Annotated in this window: 11 protein-coding genes and 1 tRNA gene; 6 read left to right on the top strand and 6 right to left on the bottom strand. The window is 39.1% G+C overall.

Annotated elements, in window-relative coordinates; translation table 11 throughout:
• Positions 1-12: 12 nt before the first annotated feature.
• Positions 13-2895, bottom strand: coding sequence for an SNF2-related protein (locus ACPUEN_RS08415; RefSeq protein WP_425639663.1), 2883 nt, complete (start codon positions 2893-2895; stop codon positions 13-15).
• 448 nt (positions 2896-3343) lie between these two features.
• On the opposite strand from ACPUEN_RS08415, the gene ACPUEN_RS08410 reads away from it, so the two are divergent.
• Positions 3344-3814 carry a JAB domain-containing protein gene (locus tag ACPUEN_RS08410; RefSeq protein ID WP_425639661.1) on the top strand — a complete coding sequence of 157 codons (471 nt, stop codon included), beginning with the start codon at positions 3344-3346 and terminating at the stop codon, positions 3812-3814.
• 153 nt (positions 3815-3967) lie between these two features.
• Here ACPUEN_RS08410 and ACPUEN_RS08405 read toward each other — a convergent pair whose 3' ends face one another.
• Positions 3968-4534 (bottom strand): DUF6933 domain-containing protein, encoded by a 567-nt coding sequence (locus ACPUEN_RS08405; protein ID WP_425639659.1) that lies wholly within the window; start codon positions 4532-4534, stop codon positions 3968-3970.
• 799 nt (positions 4535-5333) lie between these two features.
• On the opposite strand from ACPUEN_RS08405, the gene ACPUEN_RS08400 reads away from it, so the two are divergent.
• The gene (locus ACPUEN_RS08400) at positions 5334-6239 is read left to right on the top strand and encodes an ArdC family protein (RefSeq protein ID WP_425639657.1); all 906 of its coding nucleotides are present in this window, start codon (positions 5334-5336) and stop codon (positions 6237-6239) included.
• A 252-nt stretch (positions 6240-6491) separates the two neighbouring features.
• Here ACPUEN_RS08400 and ACPUEN_RS08395 read toward each other — a convergent pair whose 3' ends face one another.
• Positions 6492-6719, bottom strand: coding sequence for a hypothetical protein (locus tag ACPUEN_RS08395; RefSeq protein ID WP_425639656.1), 228 nt, complete (start codon positions 6717-6719; stop codon positions 6492-6494).
• 138 nt (positions 6720-6857) lie between these two features.
• On the opposite strand from ACPUEN_RS08395, the gene ACPUEN_RS08390 reads away from it, so the two are divergent.
• A complete protein-coding gene (locus tag ACPUEN_RS08390) occupies positions 6858-7682 on the top strand; it encodes an alpha/beta hydrolase (RefSeq protein WP_425639654.1) in 825 nt (274 codons plus the stop codon).
• A gap of 246 nt (positions 7683-7928) precedes the next feature.
• Here ACPUEN_RS08390 and ACPUEN_RS08385 read toward each other — a convergent pair.
• A tRNA-Ser gene (locus ACPUEN_RS08385) sits at positions 7929-8020 on the bottom strand.
• 380 nt (positions 8021-8400) lie between these two features.
• On the opposite strand from ACPUEN_RS08385, the gene ACPUEN_RS08380 reads away from it, so the two are divergent.
• Positions 8401-8655 carry a hypothetical protein gene (locus ACPUEN_RS08380; RefSeq protein WP_111611770.1) on the top strand — a complete coding sequence of 85 codons (255 nt, stop codon included), beginning with the start codon at positions 8401-8403 and terminating at the stop codon, positions 8653-8655.
• A gap of 57 nt (positions 8656-8712) precedes the next feature.
• Here the strand turns inward: ACPUEN_RS08380 and ACPUEN_RS08375 are convergent, their stop codons facing one another.
• A complete protein-coding gene (locus ACPUEN_RS08375) occupies positions 8713-9924 on the bottom strand; it encodes an S-adenosylmethionine:tRNA ribosyltransferase-isomerase (protein WP_425639652.1) in 1212 nt (403 codons plus the stop codon).
• Positions 9925-10083: 159 nt separating this feature from the next.
• Here ACPUEN_RS08375 and ACPUEN_RS08370 point away from each other — a divergent pair, with 159 nt between their 5' ends.
• On the top strand, positions 10084-11166 hold the full coding sequence (locus ACPUEN_RS08370; RefSeq protein ID WP_425639650.1) for an o-succinylbenzoate synthase: 1083 nt from the start codon (positions 10084-10086) through the stop codon (positions 11164-11166).
• Here ACPUEN_RS08370 and ACPUEN_RS08365 read toward each other — a convergent pair.
• The gene (locus ACPUEN_RS08365; RefSeq protein ID WP_425639648.1) at positions 11163-12302 is read right to left on the bottom strand and encodes a lactonase family protein; all 1140 of its coding nucleotides are present in this window, start codon (positions 12300-12302) and stop codon (positions 11163-11165) included. The two genes, ACPUEN_RS08370 and ACPUEN_RS08365, sit on opposite strands and share 4 nt — an antisense overlap.
• 265 nt (positions 12303-12567) lie before the next feature.
• Between ACPUEN_RS08365 and ACPUEN_RS08360 the strand changes: the two genes are divergently transcribed.
• On the top strand, positions 12568-15102 hold the full coding sequence (locus ACPUEN_RS08360; RefSeq protein WP_425639646.1) for a phosphoenolpyruvate carboxylase: 2535 nt from the start codon (positions 12568-12570) through the stop codon (positions 15100-15102).
• The last annotated feature ends 23 nt before the right edge of the window (positions 15103-15125 follow it).

Raw genomic sequence — 15125 nt, 5'->3', positions numbered from 1 at the left:
AAGGGTTATAGATTATTTTATTTTCCAATTAAAAGTAAAGAGCTTTTCGGCTTTATGTTTTTGTTCTAATTGTTTTTCAACTGAAGCAAGAAGGTTTTCTTTCTTCTGATCAATATCGTCCTGTGCTTCAAAAAGTCTCTTTCGTTTTTCGGAACGTTCTTTTTCCAAGTCTTTAACTGTTCGTTGCAGTTGTACTTTGCTTTTCAAGTCTACGGATTTTCTGGCTTCTGATTTTTTTAATTTGATCTCTGCATCTAAATCACGGATTTCTCGCTCCAAAGAAATTTTCATATCGTCTGCCCAGTGCTCCAGCTTATCGTATTCCTGATCAAAGAATTTTCCGTTTTTCTCAATGGAGATTTCCTTAGCAGCAGCCATCTCTTCTTGGATTTTTTCTTCGAGAAGCATTTGAGTTTCTGAAGGAAGGTCTGTTTGTCCTCCCTCAATAGCATCCAAGGAAAAGAATCGCTTGACCAAGTCTGAATCTATCCATTGTCCATCAGATGTAACTCCAACTCCGATCCAGTAATCTTCCTTGTCAAAGGATTCTATTTCCAGTTTGTAAGCTGTGATCCATCCGTTTTGACCAATAAGAGGCTGAAGTGCAGAAATGATTTTACCTGAGTTAGAATAATCAAAAGTTAGTGACTTGATTGGAAGGGTTTTAGATTCCCAGGTTTGCAAAACATCCTGAGCCAGTGGGTGATTGATTCTAAAGTGGTAATGATTTTCAGAAGGAGTTTTACCTATTTTGTATTTTCCCACTGGCCCATGAGCAATTGGGGTTCTTATCTTAAAACTTAAACTGTTTTCATCAAAGCTAGCTTTGTCTTTTAAAGAAAACTGAGCGAGTTTCCAGAGATAGCTTTCGTATTTGGAGATGTATTCCCTGCTTTGCGCGAGGTTGATTCTGAGCTTTTCGTGAACCTCCTCATCAAAGTTTTCCAAAAGTTTTTCTTTGGTGGAGTTCATAGCCTGGGAGATATTTTCCTCCAATTCTTGCTGCAGGAGATTGAAGCTTTCCACTATTTCGGCTGTGGTGCGGCAGCTTTGGTAGATTTGAGAGATTCTTCGCTCGATATCCACTCCAGATTCTATAGATCCCAAAACTTCATCACTGGCACCAAAAACCCCATTGAAGAGATTGAACTTCTCATTCAATAATTTGTATACGTGCTCATCAGCTGCATTCCTTTTATTCAGGAAATTGATTACTAAAACATCATGCTTTTGCCCGTATCGATGACAGCGACCTATTCGCTGTTCGATCCGTTGTGGATTCCACGGCATATCATAATTCACCACGATGGAGCAAAATTGTAAGTTGATCCCCTCAGCTGCAGCTTCTGTAGCAATCATGATTTCCGCCTCATTTCTAAATCTATCCACCAAGGCAGCCCTCATATCTGCGGTAGGCGAACCAGAGATTTTGTCAGAGTCTTTATTTTCTGCGAGCCATTTTTGGTAGGTAGCTTTAGATTCCTTATCACTATTCGTACCATTGAAAAGCACTATTTTGCCTGCATATCCTCGCTGAGAAAGGAGTTCAAATAGATAAGCTTGGGTACGTTTACTTTCTGTGAAAATAATTGCCTTTTTGGATGCTCCAAGTTTAATCCCCTCTATAAAACCAGATTCTAAAGCTGCAATCAGTTTTTCACCTTTTGAATTTATTTTAATAGAAGTTGCCAAATCAGCAAAGCTTCCTAACAAATTTGCTTCGGCACGGATTTCCAGCAATTCATCTTCACTATACCAAATTTCTTTTTTACCCGATTCGGACTCTTCATCTTCGCCCCATTCGTCTTTTAGCTCATCGTAGTCTTCATAATCTTCATTTAAAAAATCTTCAAACTCAAAAGGATTTTCTTCATGACGCTTTAAGATTTCCAGAAGCTTTTCTTCCAGGCGCTTGAAAGTTCCTGAAATTGCAAAGGAGGAAGAGGCTAATAATCTTCGCAGCACCAAAGTCATCAGTTTTCGCTGAGAAGCTGGCAGGGCATAGAGTTTTTCTTGCTGCAAATAATCTGATGCTAATGTGTAAAGTCGCTGCTCAGTCTCAGAAGGATAAAACTCAAATACGAAGGCCTTCCGACTGGTGAACTGAATGTATTCCAAGACCTGACGTCGAAGCGTTCTCTTCGAGACTGGCTTAAGCCGTTCTTTTAACTCCTCATAAATTCCTGAATCCGCAAATTTGTCCGCGCGGCTGTATTGAGATTTGAAACTTTTTAAGTCTCCGAAAAGGTGATCATCAATAATCGAAACCAACCCATACAACTCAAGCAACGAATTTTGTAGGGGAGTAGCGGTGAGTAGAATTTTAGGAAAAGGTTCAAGAGTGAGTTTTAAGGTTTGGGCAATGATATTACTGTTCTTATAGACATTTCGTAGTCGGTGTGCTTCATCAATGACCACCAAATCCCAATTGATGTGTCTGATATAAGGAGCTTTTGTTTTAGCAAATTGATAGGAACAAATGATAACCTGATCTTTTTGATCAAATGGATTCAGGTTGCCTTTATTGATTTCCTGATTGAATGACTTGGTCTCAAGTATCAAGCTTTCCAGATAGAATTTATCCTGAAGCTCTTGATTCCATTGTTTGCGTAGGTTTGCAGGAGAAATAATCAGGATTTTACGTTTTCTTTCAGCCCATTTCTGGCTGATAACAAGACCAGCTTCAATTGTTTTACCTAAACCTACTTCATCAGCTAGAATAGCTCCTTTGGAAAGTGGAGATCGAAAAGCAAAAAGTGCAGCCTCAACCTGATGGGGGTTTAAATCTACTTTTGCATCTATCAATGCAGAAGCCAACTTTTCTACACTATCCGAAGCAACTCTTTTGGTTAATTCGAAGGCGAAGTACTTGGCGTGGAAAGGGGTAAGGTGCATTTACTTTTGGGTTAATAAAAATTAATTGCCTTTTGCTGATTCAATTAATTAAAAAATTAAAAATAACAATAAAATTTTTTGATGTTCCAAAATCCTATTTCTAAAATTGAAATACTTCAACCGTTAGGTTAAAATGGTTTTCATCCATGGCCTAAGATATCAAATAGGATCCAGCGGTACTAAGTCTGGCTTTTGATCTAGAAAAACAACGCCAATTCTATTTAAGATGATTGAGATATTTTTTATAGAGAACTCGAAATTAAGAGATGTTTTTATTGCACGCCTAGAATTCCTCACAAAGTTAGTCCTTTGGGCTCTGGGTGACCGTAAGCTTCCGGCATAAAGCCGCTTGCTGCGCTGCGCTTTTTATTCCTTTTCCTTTCGGTCTTTGTCGCCTACGGCCTGATGAAGCTTCATAATTCATTGTTCCACAAAAACGAAAAACATTATGGAGACTTCCGAAAGAAAAATTGATTTGTTTGAAGTAGCTGAGATTAAGCTGAGCTACAGTACAAAAGTTAAAAACTCACTTCGCCCTAAAGTAGGTACATCAAGACAAGTGTATGAAGTGTTTGCCCAAGCTTGGGAAGATGATAGAATTGAGTTTGTTGAAGATTTTAAAGTAATGCTACTATCCAGAGCTAATCAAGTGCTGGGAATTGTTACCATTAGTTCTGGAGGAACAGCTGGAACCGTAGTAGATGTAAAACTGGTCTATGCAGCTGCCATTAAAAGTGCCGCCCAGTCCATCGTGATTGCCCACAATCATCCAAGTGGAAATTTAATGCCTTCAGAACAGGATAAAAGATTAACCCAGCGGATCAAACAAGCCGGTATTATTCTGGATATTCCAGTGTTAGATCATTTGATCATGACATCAGAAGGATATTATTCCTTTGCAGATGAGGGAGAGCTTTAGGGCTCTTTTTTAAAGGTTGTCTAGCTGGGGATTTTATCTGTTAAGAAAATAATTTTTAATCAATTGATATTTAGATAGATGTGGTTAAGTTTCTTGTAGTAAATAAAAAAGTATTTGTTTAATTATGTTTTTATATAAAAGTAATTGTAATTATTAATTCAACTGGCTTGGATCAATAGGCTTTTCCTGACCTGAAGCGAGATAGTTTTTTAAGATTTTTTCCAATTCCTTCCTCGGTTTGGTAATGTTGGTGTATTTGGAGGCACCGTCGAGACTGAAGATACTGTCGTTTAGGTAGGCGTTGATTTGAGCAAGACTATGAAAGAGCTCTCCATCCAGATGGCATTCAAGAGTGAACATAATCTGGTTTATGTATCCCAAGGCACTGCGATCTCCATCTGTGGAGTGGAATCTAATTTCGTCCAATAGCCAGTTGACTTGTTCTTGGGTTGCATTGATTCCATCAACCGTTAGCTGTAGATGGAACTCTTGGCTTATTTTCTCTCGAAGGTTCGGCAGGTCTTTGGCTGTGATGTTTTCCAAGATCAGAGAATAGTGGGTTTTGGGATTGTAAAGCAGCCAGTTTTTCCTTCGGTTGACATAAAATACCGTAGCATTCCATTTTCCCAAAATCGCTGTATTCTCTTCGCCAACGGAAGGGCTTATATACTTTTTGATTAGTTTTTCCAGCTTTTTGCTGACATGGATAGCAGTGGACATGGCTATGAATTTGGAGTATAAAGGTGAGGATTTTTCAGAATACTATCGATTTATGGGGCTTCCTTTCGGTCAGGCTATCCGCTCTCAATCTTTCATCCGTGAACACCAGACTTTCGCTGAGAAAGGATTTTCACTTCTATCCCTAAGCCATTATCCCCGTTCCGCTCATTCCCTCTATTTTGATTCATTCGCACCATTTTTTAAATGACTGCTCATTCCTCATCTTTTCGGGAAAGAGCTTTCACTCCCCACAGCTACCGCTTCACTTCTCTTAGCCTTATCCCAAGTCCAGGCAAGCCTGAGACTTGGGAAGGCCGTTTCGTGAACCCGTAGCCAGAGCCACCTTAGAGGGGCAAGCCATTTCCGCTTTTCCTTACTTCCGTCAGGCAGCTTTTTTCTTCCAAGCTGGTTGTCTGATCCGTTCCAGGTTTCTACTGGCGTTAAGTCCGCCCAATCAAGCAAAGGTGAAAACCAGAACCTGGGATCGTCAAAAATTCGCTTCGCCCTGAAGTGAAAAAGACGGTTTCCTACGGACTGCCTCCGACTTTTTAATTCCTGTTTTTGCCTTACCCAGAACCTGTTTTTTCATAGACGCTTGTCGGTCGGAACCTCAACACCAGTGGATAAAAAAAATGTCACTTCTCAGTCAACTATCCCCACTCTCCCAGAAAAACACTGCCCTCCTGACTATCGGGAAAAGCTCAGTAAGTGTCGGGTCGAGTTTCCTTACATCCTTGGATATCAGGTTGGGTTTTTTGGCAATGAGAGGTTCCTTTTTATCATTTAAAACTTTATGAGAATGAAAGCTTGGGAAAATTTCAACAAACTAGCGGAAACCGTAACCAATGAAATCATCGAGGGAATCCAAAATGAGAATCTTACTTGGGAAAAGGTCTGGAATCCTAGAAACGCGCCTAAAAATTATGCTTCAGACCGTCCTTATTTGGGCTTTAATGCACTTTGGCTAGCTTGGGTTACTACCTCTAAAAAATTCAGCAGCCCTTATTTTCTAACCTTCAAACAAGCGAAGCAATTAGGCGGGAATGTCAAAAAGAACGAAAAGGGCACTAAGGTTGTATTCTGGAAGATATCCAAATTTGTTAAGGGAAAGACAACTAACAAAGAAGGAGAAGACGAGGACGTTTTTGGTCGGAAGTTTACCCCGTTTATCTGGACGGTTTTCAACATCGATCAAATAGAAGGAATCGATTTTTCTATCAAAGAAACAGAGGAACGAGTTTTTTCACCAATCGAAACTTGCGAGTCCATTATATCAGGGTACATCGATTGCCCAAATATTGTCTATGAAGGCGACGAAGCTTATTACAGTCCTGTCAATGATTTTATCAATATGCCTGAGAAAGAAACATTCAAAGGAGACGAACAATTTTATTCTGTACTTTTTCATGAAATGATCCACTCGACAGGAAATACAAGCAGATTGGGAAGATTTTCTGAAAGACCTGCTTCGGTTGGTTTTGGATCCGCTGAATATTCCAAGGAAGAGCTAGTTGCCGAAATGGGAGCAAGTTATTTAAATGCGTTCGCAGGGATCAAGGATGCTAATTTCAAAAACTCATTGGCATATATGAAAGGCTGGTTAAAGCCATTACAAGATGATCCAAAAATGCTGATCTATGCTGCCCAAAAGGCACACCAAGCAGCCAATTATATTCTAGGAATTGAACAAGAGGGGGAGGAGTGATCCCCCTTTTTTCTAAAAGTTTTTGTTTTTAGTAACTTAACAATTCTTACTCCAAGTCGCTACAATCAATATGCTGGAACCTCTACTAATCGTTATCTTATTTCTCGGTACTGGATTTATACTTTCCTTGATTCAAGATGCGCACATAAAAAAGCCCTTTCTTTCCAGAATGGGCTTTAGACTTGTCAGCTTTAGTTCGATCTGTTTTTTTCTGTTGGGCTCGTTTGCTTCTTTGAAGTTACTTTTTGGATTCTAAAGTTTATCCAGGATTTCTCTGATTAGTCTTTCTTTGTCCAGTTCCTTTTTTCTTTTTGACCGTAGGCTCAGGATATAAATGATCCATATTCCCCAAGCTACAGCAAAAAGAGGAAATGGATTTTCCGCTCCCAATGCTCCGATCATTGCAATGAAGCTGATGAATAATGTTCCTAAAAATTTTATTGTTGGCCACATATTCATGTGCTTTAGATGAATGCTCATTTTAACAAATTATGACCTAACTTCAAAGTCTGAGTAAGTATAAATGTAAATAAGTAAAGATGTATTTATATAAAAATGAAAAAAGGCTCGATTAGGGATTTAAAAGATTTGAATCAATAATCATAAAATCTAATCATTATGAAAAACACCGCGATATCCATTTTCTTGCTGTTATTTAGTTTCAATCAAGTCTCTGCCATTAATCCAGACAGGGAATATATCAGAACACCTGATTCTTTAAACTGGAGCTACCAACAACTGGATATACATACAAGTGATGGTTTCCGTCTAAATACCTGGATTTACAAAGCCAAACAAGAAAATAATAAGGACACTATATTGATTCTAGCTTATCCAGACGCTGGAAATATGTCTTATTTCGTCTACCACGCCGCCATCTTGGCAAACTCTGGCTATACTGTTGTCACATTTGACTATCGAGGATTCGGGAAAAGCCAAAATTTCGAGATTCAGAAAGAATATCTCTATTACAAAGAATTTGCTTGGGATCTGGAAGCCGTGGTAGACATCATTTCCAATAAGTTTCCCAATAAAAAATTAGGTATCTGGGCAATGTCAATGGGGACTACAATTGCATCTAGAGCCTACCCTCAAATTAAAAATCAGATCGATTTTATAATTGGCGAGGGCTTCGTTACAGATCTTGGCGAAATTGTGAATTATTATGATGAACAAGGGAAAGAGATTTTGCTTCCCGAAAAAGCGAAAGCTTTTAAAAAATCTATTGAATCCATCGATTGTCCGCTTTTGATTTTAGCCGCCTCCAATGATAAAGTTACGACCTATGATGCTGCTTTAATGCTTCAGAAAAAACTAGGAGATAGTTGTCAAATCGTCCAGTTTGAAGGAGATCATTTATCAGGTTTTCAAGTTGATTATGACAATAAAGGATTTGGGGGGTGGTATTTACAGCAGATTGATAGGTTTTTGGAATTTATCTAGCATTAAAAAAACTAAACAGGAAAGGCATATTAATTCCTCTGAAATATTTTTAAGAGAAAAAGGAGAATTTAATTCGTACAACTCGAACGGTTCGTACTCCTCGTACAGTACGAATTGTTCGAGTCATGGAGAACGACTAAATGGGAAATGAATTATCCAGATATTTATATCTAAGACCCTGAAAAGATCCCTGAATCAAAAAACAAAACCCTAACTATCAATATTTCAGATAGTTAGGGTTTTTAGTGGTAGAGAGTGGGGGATTCGAACCCCCGGTACGCTTTGACACGTACGACAGTTTAGCAAACTGCTGGTTTAAGCCACTCACCCAACTCTCTAAATGTATTTTTTCTAGATTAGAATTATCAAACTGCTGTCCCGATAACTATCGGGATAAGCACTCACCCAACTCTCTAGATATTTTACTTGGCTTATTTGTCGATTTACAAAATCATCTTTTCAAAGGAAATCAAGAACTTTGGTCGATTCCTCTCCCAGCTCCATCTTGTAAATCGATGCAAATATAAGTCAATTGATCAGAATTTAACAAGCCATTAACGGATAGGATTTCAATGATTAATTCTTTTCGCCTAATAGTCTGAATATCAAATAAAATAATTTGACAATTACTTGCGCCTAAACTGAAAAATACCCTGCATAGGGTATTGATTTAATATTTCTCTAGGCTAGCTTTGTTTATCATTAAAAAGCCAACTACATGATAATCCAAACAGCTTCTGCAAATTTCATTATTGAGAAAAGTGAATCGAAAAACGGATGTGTATCTGTTCGTTCAAATTCTCAGGATGAGCTAAATCGATTTTTTGGTTCATTAGAAATCACCATCACCGAAGATTTATTTTATGCGTATGAAGTTCTTTCCTGTAAGCAGGAATTTGCAAATGCGATGATACTAATGGTAAAAGAAATTGACTATTCTGAATTTTCAGAATTCAGTTTGCAAATGGCTTAATGATTAAATTTTGATCTATACCGGGTAAATAGCTAGAAAATTTTTGTGTTGACTGACTTAATCTATCCAAAGCAAGCTACTATCACCATAGCTAAGGAATCTATAATTATTAGTTAAAGCTTCAGTGTATACACGCTTCCACTCATCTCCGAGTATAGTTGCAATCAGTAGGATAAGGGTAGAGCCAGGCTGATGGAAATTGGTAATTAGTCCTTTGACAATCTTGAATTTGTATCCGGGGAAAATGAATATCTCTGTGCTACCCATTATAGTTTGAAAGCCTTTTTCTTCCATTAAAGCAAGAATAGCTTCGAAGGATTTTTGAGGCGAAGGCAAACCATCCCTATTTTCATAAGGAAAAAGCTTCTGGATTTTTAGTTCTTCACCTTTGCCTTCAATCAATTTCACGCCATACCAATACAAGCTTTCCAGCGTGCGGACTGAGGTAGTTCCTACAGTTACAACATTTCCAAGGTTCAGTAGTATCTTTTCTACAGTTTCTCGATTCACATGGATTTGCTCGCTATGCATGGGGTGCTCAGTGACCTGAGTTGCTTTGATGGGTTGAAAAGTGCCCGCACTCACATGTAGCGTAACTTGAGCCTCTTTGATCCCTTTGGATTTAAGTTGCTGGAAAATCTCTGGGGTGAAATGTAGCCCAGCTGTTGGAGCAGCCACAGCACCTTCTTTTTCAGAATAAACTGTCTGATATCGGGATTTATCTTCCTCAATAGGCTTTCTATTCAAATAAGGAGGAAGTGGTACTTCTCCACTTGCTTCTACCACATCTACAAATGCTAAATCAGCATTATCCCAAGAGAATTCTACTTTTCGAGTTTCTCTGTCTATTAATTTGGCTTGAAGGGTTATGGTACCGCTTTGAAACGGTATTTGTCCTTTTAGCACTTCGTTATCCTTCCACTTTTTAGCATTCCCGATCATCGTTTCCCAGATCACCGGATGCTTAGCAAGCATAATCTCTGGAATTACAGTTGTTGGTGCAAGTGGTTGCAGAAGGAAAATTTCAATTCTTGCTCCCGTTTCCCGCTGAAAAATCAATCGTGCAGGGATAACTTTGGTGTCATTGTAAACTAGAAGTGTTTCTGCGGGAAGTAACTCCGGAAGATTACTAAAATTCAAGTGGGAAATCTGCCCATTTCTGTAGTGCAAAAGTTTCGAAGAGTCTCGTCTGGACAAAGGGAATTTTGCGATCTTTTCCTCGGGTAACGTATATTCGTAAGCTTTTAAATCAATTTCTGGGATCTGCATAACTAGGTGTTCTTCGGCCCGCAAATATAAGCCAAGTCAATTCATCTGTTTATATTTTGTTTTTCAAAGGTCAGATGGAATGCCCTAAATAAAAACCGCTTGATTGAGAAAGGTTCTCGATAGGGCATTTCACGTACCTTCCAAATCATCTACAAAACCATGTCTGAGTCCTCCAAAATTTCCTTTGAATACCTGAAAAGAACTCTTGTGTTTAAATTCGACGCAGGAACTTCAAGAGGTGTTTTGAAGACAAAGAATGTTTTTTGGATCAAAGCTTTTCACGTAAATACCCCACAAGTTGTAGGCTGGGGTGAAGCTGCACCCTTAGTGAACTTAAGTTTAGATGATAGACCGGACTTTGAGGAAGTGCTCCAATCGACATTAAAACAAATCTCTCAGGTGAGCTGGAAGAAGGATGATTTGAGTATTTTAGATCAACTAGCTAACCTTGTTCCTTTCGAGCTTCCAAGTATTCGTTTTGGGTTGGAAACTGCGATTCTTGATCTGAAGAATGGTGGGAAAAAGAAGATTCTTGGAAAGGATTTTCATGAAGGGAAAAAGGCCATCCCAATCAACGGGTTGATCTGGATGGGAAAGAAAGACTTTATGCTGGATCAAATCAAGGAAAAGCTTGAGCAAGGATTTGATTGCATCAAAATGAAAATTGGAGCTATTGATTTTCAGCAGGAATTGGATCTGCTTTCTTATATCAGAGAGCGCTTTTCAAAAGATCAGATAACCCTACGCGTAGATGCAAATGGAGCATTTTCAGCAACAGATGCATTGTCAAAACTAAAGGAATTGGCCAAATATGACTTGCATAGCATTGAGCAACCAATCTCAGCTGGAAATTGGGATATAATGAAACAACTTTGCGAAGCAACTCCGCTGCCTATCGCCCTAGATGAGGAACTGATTGGTGTGAAAAATAAGGCTGGACTCCTAGATGCAATTCAGCCTCAGCATATCATCTTAAAACCAACTTTGCTTGGTGGAATTCTAGAAACCAAAGAATGGATATCCCACGCTGAGGACCGTAATATTGGTTGGTGGATGACATCAGCACTAGAAAGTAACATCGGCCTAAATGCTATCTCTCAGCTTGCGGACGAGTTGGATGCATCAATTCCCCAAGGTTTGGGTACAGGTAAATTATATGAGAATAATCTACATTCTCCTTTGGAAATCGAGCAAGGACAGATTCGGTATAATACCAAAATTATCTGGGAGCAGCCTTCCTAGTCACCTAGTCTGAAGAGATAAACAGGGCTATGGACGCTTACTTTCCAATCTGTCTGCGTGAGCATTCCTGTTTCGACATCTCTTCCAAAAACAATGATATCATCACTTGCTTGATGTGCAGCTAGAAGATATTTCCCATCTGAAGTGAGATTGAAATTTCTTGGCATGATACCACCGGATGAAATCTGCTGAGTGAATTCATATTCTCCTGAAGTATTTTTGCTGATCACCGAGATTGTATTAGCATCCCCTCTGTTTGAGACATAAATGTTTTTTCCATCAGGAGAAAGCCGAACCTCTGCAGCTCCAACACCACCAGTAAAACCGTCTGAAAGTAAAGAAATTCTTTGCTTTGGGCTGATTTTTCCATCATCAAAACTTAAGATTTCCAAGACTGCGGTCATCTCTTGGACCAGCATGATTTCTTTTCCATCAGGAGAAAAGACCAAGTGTCTTGGTCCATCGCCAGGAGTTACTTTATAGGCATTGTTTAAAGTCAGCGGCTCGGAAGAATTTGCATCAAAATCATAAACATATACCTCATCGGTCCCTAAATCGGCCACTAGCAGGAATTTTCCATCCGGACTAAATACTGTGCTGTGGACATGCGGAGAGCTTTGCCGGCCTTTATTTACACTACTTCCTTCGTGCTGAATAGTTTGCAGATGGGTTAACTCTCCCAATTCATCAATTTTATAAACACTAAAATTACCACCACTATAGTTGGCAGCAGTTAGGAATTTTTCATCTGGAGAAAGTGCCAGATAACAGGGATGATCTCCAAAACTTGGTAATTCACTTATTTTCGACAGTGCTGGTTTGTCTGAGGCTCTGCTCAAACTAATAATATTTCCTCCAGGAACATTGCCTATTTCCTCTAAAGTAAAGACCTTGTCTCCTGCAGAATTTGCAACAACAAAGGAAGGATTTTGAATCCCTGGGTAGATTGTTCTGATTTCTAATTTATTTTCCGAAGGAGTAAAATCAAGTTGATTGAGTCCCTGAGTCTCTTCATCAGTATATGTGCCAACCAAAAAAGTATAAGTAGTAGGAGTGGTGTTCATTTCTGTTGATTTTTCTGGAGAGCAGGCAAAAGTTGCAGCTAAGATTCCCGCAAGGAAAAGGTTTTTATTCATGTGTTTAAAACTTCTTATCATTGGTCACAGCAAATCGTGTATAGTAAATAGTTATTCCAATTTGTAACTTAAGACTCATGTTCGATTTCAGAATAGGAAGGTATTGAATTATCTCAACTCTTGAAATTATAATATTGGTGTAAAAACACTTGTTTATTTGAAAAAAAGGAAGAAAATGAGATTATTTATTAATGAATAGTCAATAGTTATTTCAGTTTTTAGAATTTTTACTAATTTGCTTAACCATTAAAACGGAAGATGTATAATGTATAAAACCTATGATACCCAAGTAGCCAAGCGCTTCACAATTTACAACAGTTTGTTTTTAGATCTTCCCTTCAATGACATCTACCGCACCGGAACTTTACTTCCGATTTTAGGCACAGCATGTCAGGATGGTTTCCAAAAGGGATTGACTCCCAAGGAAATTATTGCAGGGTTTTTCGATGAATTGATGCCAGAATCTACACCTGAGCAGCAATCCGACTTGCTTTTCCAGATGATTCAGTATGTGGAGCGACAAGTCGTTTTGTTTGACTCGATTGAGGATGCTGCGTATGAGAAAATCCATGACCTGAAAGGAAAAGGAACGGTCAAAGCTTTGATAGACCGTACGGATAATGACAATAAGCGGACGGAGCTAATTGAAAAGTTGAAGACATTCTCGGTTAGGCTCACGCTGACGGCTCACCCTACACAATTTTATCCTGGTAATGTCCTAGCGATCATCACCGATCTGGAAAATGCTATCCGCACCGATGATCTCGGTAAAATAAATTCACTTTTGCAGCAATTAGGGAAAACAGGATTTACCAAGCGCGAAAAACCTACCCCTTACGATGAAGCAGTTAGCTTGATCTGGTTCCTTGAAAATATTTTCTACGAAAGTATTTCCGATATCATGGTTCGCTTACTAGGATCCTTAGATATCCCGCTTCACGATTGGGAAAACCCAGGCTTGCTCAAAGTCGGTTTTTGGCCAGGAGGAGACCGCGATGGCAATCCATTTGTCACGCATACCATCACAAAACAAGTGGCAGCACGCTTGAAAAAGTGGGTGCTAAAGTGTTATTACAAAGACGTGCGTAAGGTTCGTAGAAGGTTGACCTTTAAGCATGTAGAAGAGATATTAATCAACATTGAGCGTGGTCTTTACTCCACGTTGTTTGAGAATAATTCGGTTTATCAAACCAAAGATCAGTTGCTGGCAGATTTACTGTCTGCCCGGGAAGGTTTGATCAAATACCATGAGGGATTATTTCTCGCAGAATTGGATCAGTTTATTCTTAAAGTTAAAATCTTTGGTTTCCACTTCGCTTGCATGGATATGCGTCAGGATAGCCGCAAGCACGATACTCTAATTGAAGAGATTTTCGCACTTCAAGGAAAAGATCTTCAAGGCACAGAAGATGAGCAAATCGCCCAGATTATGAGCCTAACCGAGCTGCCTGAAATTGCTTCATTCCAAGATCCATTTAATCAGGAGATGCTGGAGTCTATGGGCGTGATTGATTCTATCCAGCAAGAAAGTGGTGAGGAGATCATGAACCGTTATATTATATCCAACTGTCAATCCAGAAAGCATCTACTGGAGGTGTTCAAACTGAATAAACTGTGTCTAGGGAAAGACAAGGAAAATATGCCTTTGGATATTGTGCCGCTTTTTGAGACGATCGATGATTTGGCAGAAGCTCCTGAAATCATGACCAATCTTTACAATATGCCTGAGTACAAAAAGCACTTGGAGTTTAGAGGGAATAAGCAAACAATTATGCTTGGATTCTCTGATGGAACCAAGGATGGTGGATACCTTCAGGCTAACTGGTCAATTCTAAGAGCAAAAGAGGAGATGACCAGAGTTTCCAGAGAGAACGGAATTGAAGTTGTGTTCTTCGATGGTAGAGGTGGACCTCCTGCACGTGGTGGAGGAAATATGCACAATTTCTACGCTTCCTTAGGCGAGAAAGTAGAGAACTCTGAGATTCAGGTTACGATCCAAGGTCAAACGATTTCTGCAAACTACGGCAAGCAAGCTTCTTGTACCTATAACTTTGAGCAATTGCTCAGTGCAGGCTTGGAAAATCACTTATATGGTGGTGCTGACAAGAATCTTAATACAGAACAGCGAGCGCTAATCGATGAGCTAGCTGGGGAGGCATACGAGTCCTATAAAAAATTCAAGAGTCATCCGAAGTTTGTTCCATACTTGGAGCATGTTACTCCGCTAAAGTATTTTGGAATGACCAATATTGGCTCCAGACCTTTGAAAAGAGGCAAAGGTGAAGGTTTGAAATTTGAAGATCTTCGTGCTATTCCTTTTGTAGGTTCATGGGCGCAAATGAAGCAGAATATCCCTGGTTTCTATGGAGTAGGAGCTGCAGTTGAAGTGTTGGAAAAGAAAGGGAAGCTGGGAGATTTAAAAGAACTATATAATAACAGTCTTTTCTTCAGAGCTCTTCTTGGGAATTCGATGCAGTCACTGACCAAGTGTTTCTATCCGGCTACCGCTTATTTGAAGCAGGATAAAAACTACGGGGAATTCTGGGAAATCATGTACGATGAATACCTAAGATCTATAGAAAAGCTCAAAGAAGTGTCTTCCATGGACGAATTGATGGGTGATAATAAAGTGATCAAAAAGTCAATTGAAATTCGTGAACGTATTGTTTTGCCACTCATTACTGTGCAGCAATATGCGATTCAGAAAATCCTAGAAACCGGTAAAACCACGGAAGTGCTTCAGAAATTGATTTTGAGAAGTATGTTTGGAATTATCAATGCGGCTAGAAACGCAGCATAAGTTTCAGGTAAAATAAATGTAAA

The organism is Algoriphagus yeomjeoni (assembly GCF_049821175.1).
Taxonomy (GTDB): domain Bacteria; phylum Bacteroidota; class Bacteroidia; order Cytophagales; family Cyclobacteriaceae; genus Algoriphagus; species Algoriphagus yeomjeoni_A.
This window is presented reverse-complemented; position numbering and strand designations above follow the sequence as displayed.

Coding starts and splice junctions, on each gene's coding strand:
- ACPUEN_RS08415 (WP_425639663.1), bottom strand. CDS start 2,895: ATGCACCTTACCCCTTTCCACGCCAAGTACTTCGCCTTCGAATTAACC.
- ACPUEN_RS08410 (WP_425639661.1), top strand. CDS start 3,344: ATGGAGACTTCCGAAAGAAAAATTGATTTGTTTGAAGTAGCTGAGATT.
- ACPUEN_RS08405 (WP_425639659.1), bottom strand. CDS start 4,534: ATGTCCACTGCTATCCATGTCAGCAAAAAGCTGGAAAAACTAATCAAA.
- ACPUEN_RS08400 (WP_425639657.1), top strand. CDS start 5,334: ATGAAAGCTTGGGAAAATTTCAACAAACTAGCGGAAACCGTAACCAAT.
- ACPUEN_RS08395 (WP_425639656.1), bottom strand. CDS start 6,719: ATGAGCATTCATCTAAAGCACATGAATATGTGGCCAACAATAAAATTT.
- ACPUEN_RS08390 (WP_425639654.1), top strand. CDS start 6,858: ATGAAAAACACCGCGATATCCATTTTCTTGCTGTTATTTAGTTTCAAT.
- ACPUEN_RS08380 (WP_111611770.1), top strand. CDS start 8,401: ATGATAATCCAAACAGCTTCTGCAAATTTCATTATTGAGAAAAGTGAA.
- ACPUEN_RS08375 (WP_425639652.1), bottom strand. CDS start 9,924: ATGCAGATCCCAGAAATTGATTTAAAAGCTTACGAATATACGTTACCC.
- ACPUEN_RS08370 (WP_425639650.1), top strand. CDS start 10,084: ATGTCTGAGTCCTCCAAAATTTCCTTTGAATACCTGAAAAGAACTCTT.
- ACPUEN_RS08365 (WP_425639648.1), bottom strand. CDS start 12,302: ATGAATAAAAACCTTTTCCTTGCGGGAATCTTAGCTGCAACTTTTGCC.
- ACPUEN_RS08360 (WP_425639646.1), top strand. CDS start 12,568: ATGTATAAAACCTATGATACCCAAGTAGCCAAGCGCTTCACAATTTAC.